The sequence below is a fragment of the Streptomyces sp. NPDC006552 genome (genome assembly GCF_040611655.1).
Classification (GTDB): Bacteria; Actinomycetota; Actinomycetes; order Streptomycetales; family Streptomycetaceae; genus Streptomyces.
The window spans coordinates 1-3,196 of the sequence record NZ_JBEXOS010000142.1 but is presented as its reverse complement, the minus strand read 5'-3'; the positions used below and the strand labels follow the sequence as shown (position 1 = coordinate 3,196).

Here is a 3,196-nt window from a genome sequence, read left to right as displayed (position 1 = left end):
CAACACAGTGGACGCGAGCAACTGAGGACAAGCCCTCGGCCTATTAGTACCAGTCACCTCCACCCGTTACCGGGCTTCCAGATCTGGCCTATCAACCCAGTCGTCTACTGGGAGCCTTAACCCCTCAAAGGGGGTGGGAGTCCTCATCTTGAAGCAGGCTTCCCGCTTAGATGCTTTCAGCGGTTATCCTTTCCGAACGTAGCCAACCAGCCATGCCCTTGGCAGGACAACTGGCACACCAGAGGTTCGTCCGTCCCGGTCCTCTCGTACTAGGGACAGCCCTTCTCAAGACTCCTACGCGCACAGCGGATAGGGACCGAACTGTCTCACGACGTTCTAAACCCAGCTCGCGTACCGCTTTAATGGGCGAACAGCCCAACCCTTGGGACCGACTCCAGCCCCAGGATGCGACGAGCCGACATCGAGGTGCCAAACCATCCCGTCGATATGGACTCTTGGGGAAGATCAGCCTGTTATCCCCGGGGTACCTTTTATCCGTTGAGCGACGGCGCTTCCACAAGCCACCGCCGGATCACTAGTCCCGACTTTCGTCCCTGCTCGACCCGTCGGTCTCACAGTCAAGCTCCCTTGTGCACTTACACTCAACACCTGATTACCAACCAGGCTGAGGGAACCTTTGGGCGCCTCCGTTACTCTTTAGGAGGCAACCGCCCCAGTTAAACTACCCATCAGACACTGTCCCTGATCCGGATCACGGACCCAGGTTAGACATCCAGCACGACCAGAGTGGTATTTCAACGACGACTCCCCAACCACTGGCGTGGCTGGTTCAAAGTCTCCCACCTATCCTACACAAGCCGAACCGAACACCAATATCAAACTGTAGTAAAGGTCCCGGGGTCTTTCCGTCCTGCTGCGCGAAACGAGCATCTTTACTCGTAGTGCAATTTCACCGGGCCTATGGTTGAGACAGTCGAGAAGTCGTTACGCCATTCGTGCAGGTCGGAACTTACCCGACAAGGAATTTCGCTACCTTAGGATGGTTATAGTTACCACCGCCGTTTACTGGCGCTTAAGTTCTCAGCTTCGCCAAACCGAAGTCTGACTAACCGGTCCCCTTAACGTTCCAGCACCGGGCAGGCGTCAGTCCGTATACATCGCCTTACGGCTTCGCACGGACCTGTGTTTTTAGTAAACAGTCGCTTCTCGCTGGTCTCTGCGGCCACCCCCAGCTCATGGAGTAAATCCAATCACCAGTGATGGCCCCCCTTCTCCCGAAGTTACGGGGGCATTTTGCCGAGTTCCTTAACCATAGTTCACCCGAACGCCTCGGTATTCTCTACCTGACCACCTGAGTCGGTTTAGGGTACGGGCCGCCATGAAACTCGCTAGAGGCTTTTCTCGACAGCATAGGATCATCCACTTCACCACAATCGGCTCGGCATCAGGTCTCAGCCTTAATGTGCAACGGATTTACCTATCACACGGCCTACACCCTTACCCCGGGACAACCACCGCCCGGGCTGGACTACCTTCCTGCGTCACCCCATCACTCACCTACTACCAACTTGGGCCGGCGGCTCCACCACTTTCCTTTCCCCGAAGGGTCCGGAACGGCTTCACGGCCTTAGCATCACTGGATTCGATGTTTGACGCTTCACAGCGGGTACCGGAATATCAACCGGTTATCCATCGACTACGCCTGTCGGCCTCGCCTTAGGTCCCGACTTACCCTGGGCAGATCAGCTTGACCCAGGAACCCTTAGTCAATCGGCGCACACGTTTCTCACGTGTGTATCGCTACTCATGCCTGCATTCTCACTCGTGAACCGTCCACCACTAGCTTCCGCTGCGGCTTCACCCGGCACACGACGCTCCCCTACCCATCACAGCCGCCGTTGGGCGTATTGCTGCAATGACACGACTTCGGCGGTACGCTTGAGCCCCGCTACATTGTCGGCGCGGAATCACTAGACCAGTGAGCTATTACGCACTCTTTCAAGGGTGGCTGCTTCTAAGCCAACCTCCTGGTTGTCTGTGCGACTCCACATCCTTTCCCACTTAGCGTACGCTTAGGGGCCTTAGTCGATGCTCTGGGCTGTTTCCCTCTCGACCATGGAGCTTATCCCCCACAGTCTCACTGCCGTGCTCTCACTTACCGGCATTCGGAGTTTGGCTAAGGTCAGTAACCCGGTAGGGCCCATCGCCTATCCAGTGCTCTACCTCCGGCAAGAAACACACGACGCTGCACCTAAATGCATTTCGGGGAGAACCAGCTATCACGGAGTTTGATTGGCCTTTCACCCCTAACCACAGGTCATCCCCCAGGTTTTCAACCCTGGTGGGTTCGGTCCTCCACGAAGTCTTACCTCCGCTTCAACCTGCCCATGGCTAGATCACTCCGCTTCGGGTCTTGAGCGCGCTACTAAATCGCCCTATTCGGACTCGCTTTCGCTACGGCTTCCCCACACGGGTTAACCTCGCAACACACCGCAAACTCGCAGGCTCATTCTTCAAAAGGCACGCAGTCACGACGCATTGAGTAAACTCAATGCGCGACGCTCCCACGGCTTGTAGGCACACGGTTTCAGGTACTATTTCACTCCGCTCCCGCGGTACTTTTCACCATTCCCTCACGGTACTATCCGCTATCGGTCACCAGGGAATATTTAGGCTTAACGGGTGGTCCCGCCAGATTCACACGGGATTTCTCGGGCCCCGTGCTACTTGGGTGTCTCTTAAACGAGCCGTTGATGTTTCGACTACGGGGGTCTTACCCTCTACGCCGGACCTTTCGCATGTCCTTCGCCTACATCAACGGTTTCTGACTCGTCTCACAGCCGGCAGACTATGAAAAAGAGATCCCACAACCCCGCATACGCAACCCCTGCCGGGTCTCACACGTATACGGTTTGGCCTCATCCAGTTTCGCTCGCCACTACTCCCGGAATCACGGTTGTTTTCTCTTCCTGCGGGTACTGAGATGTTTCACTTCCCCGCGTTCCCTCCACACTGCCTATGTGTTCAGCAGCGGGTGACAGCCCATGACGACTGCCGGGTTTCCCCATTCGGAAACCCCCGGATCAAAGCCTGGTTGACGACTCCCCGGGGACTATCGTGGCCTCCCACGTCCTTCATCGGTTCCTGGTGCCAAGGCATCCACCGTGCGCCCTTAAAAACTTGGCCACAGATGCTCGCGTCCACTGTGCAGTTCTCAAACAACGACCAACCACCC

General features: G+C 56.4%; 1 rRNA gene. It reads right to left on the bottom strand.

The window, feature by feature from the left end:
- Positions 1 to 23: 23 nt before the first annotated feature.
- A 23S ribosomal RNA gene (locus tag ABZY33_RS35900) occupies positions 24 to 3,147 on the bottom strand.
- Positions 3,148 to 3,196 lie beyond the last annotated feature (49 nt).